The following is a 1,512-nucleotide window of genomic DNA, read 5'->3' as shown; positions in this document are numbered from 1 at the left end:
CGAGCGGATGCGGCGACAGGATCGCATTGCCGTGCCGCCACGACGGCTTGAACACGTTCGGCCCGAGCGCGATCTGCCAGTCGAGCGCATGCGCGATCTCGGTGGCCTGGCAGTGCCATACGTCGTCGACCGCGTCGTCCATCGGCGCGCCGAAGCCGGGCGCGAGCACGGGGCGCGGCATGCGGCGCGCCATCGCTTCCTGCAGGAAATACACGTCGGCGTGCGTCGACTGCATCCAGTTGCGCATCGCGTTCCACGCGGTGAAGCCGAGCGGCGAGCGGCCCTTGTGCAGGTTCCAGCTCACCGCGGTGAGTTCGTCGGGCGCGGCGTGCGGTTCGGCGAACGGCAGGGACAGGGCGTCGGCGGACATGACGCTCAATCCTTCGCGACGTGCGCACGCACGCGGTACACGAGGTGCGGATGCTGTTCGACCAGCGTCCAGTCGGTCCACGCGTCGCTGCCGACCGACAGGCCGGGGTGACTCGCGACGATTTGCCGCGGCGATGCGGGCAGGCACGGATCGGCCGGCTTCGCGCCTTCGTCGTCGATCGTTTCCTGCACGTCGAGCGCGAGCGACACGGTGTTCGCGCCGGCATCGACGGTGAGCGGCGCGACCGTCACCGAGCGCGCGCGCTCGGTCGGCACGACACGCGCGGCATTGCCGCAGCCGACCGGCACGGCGGACGGATAGCGATGGGTATCGGTACGGGTCTGACCCACGGTGGTGCGCTGCTGGAACGTGTCGATGGTCTGACCGTCGCGCACCACCTGGATCTCCCATGCGACGGAAGCCGGTGCGGGGCTCTGCGCATGGGCGGCGAGCGCGACGCTCGCGAGCAGGACGGCCAGGCCGTGTTTCAGCATGAAACGTCTCCGGAAACGCGGAATAGCGGGGAACGGATGCACATCTTACGCCCGATCGTTTTCGATCGCGATGTGACAGGACGCGCCATCGCAGGTTCACCGCACGACGCGATCCTGTTCAAAAGGTAGGGCCGCGTCATGCGGTTTCAAGCGAAAAAGCGCGCGAACTCCGCGACGGGCGCGCGCTCGGTGACGAGGCGGTTCTCGATCGCGTCCGGGTCCGCATGGCCGAGCGACATCCCGCAGACCAGCTGCTCGTTGGCGGGAATGCCGAGGTGTTCGGCGACGATCCGGTGAAACGGCACGAACGCGGCCTGCGGGCAGGTATCGAGCCCGCGTGCGCGGGCGGCCGTCATCACGCCCTGCAGGAACATCCCGCAGTCGAGCCATGCACCGTGCGTCATCACGCGGTCGAGCGTGAAGAACAGTGCGACCGGTGCATCGAAGAAGCGGAAGTTGCGTGCGTGCTGCGCATGCATGCGCGCCTTCTCGTCGCGGCCGATGTTCAACAGGCCGTACAGGTCCCAGCCGACCTTGCGGCGCCGGTCGATATACGGCGACACCCATTCGCGCGGGTAGTAGTCGTACTCGGCGACGTATTTCTCGTCGCGCGCGGGATCGTCGTGGGCCGCGGTGAGCGCGGCGGCG

Annotated in this window: 2 protein-coding genes and 1 pseudogene; all 3 read right to left on the bottom strand. The window is 68.4% G+C overall.

All coding sequences use genetic code 11. The features are described from left to right. Positions 1-370, bottom strand: a pseudogene (locus JYJ84_RS36475) (endonuclease); the annotation flags it as partial. A gap of 5 nt (positions 371-375) precedes the next feature. Further along, complete coding sequence (locus tag JYJ84_RS36470) at positions 376-864, bottom strand: hypothetical protein (RefSeq protein WP_122946479.1); 489 nt, start codon at positions 862-864, stop codon at positions 376-378. 146 nt (positions 865-1,010) lie between these two features. Next, positions 1,011-1,512 (bottom strand): nitroreductase (locus tag JYJ84_RS36465; protein ID WP_205190282.1); only part of this gene is annotated, 502 nt, incomplete at its 5' end.

Origin of the sequence: Burkholderia sp. LMG 13014 (assembly GCF_905232215.1) — a bacterium.
GTDB lineage: Bacteria > Pseudomonadota > Gammaproteobacteria > Burkholderiales > Burkholderiaceae > Burkholderia.
This window is presented reverse-complemented; position numbering and strand designations above follow the sequence as displayed.

Bases quoted from the DNA above. Each gene is read 5' to 3' on its own strand.
- JYJ84_RS36470 (WP_122946479.1), bottom strand. From the start codon at position 864: ATGCTGAAACACGGCCTGGCCGTCCTGCTCGCGAGCGTCGCGCTCGCC.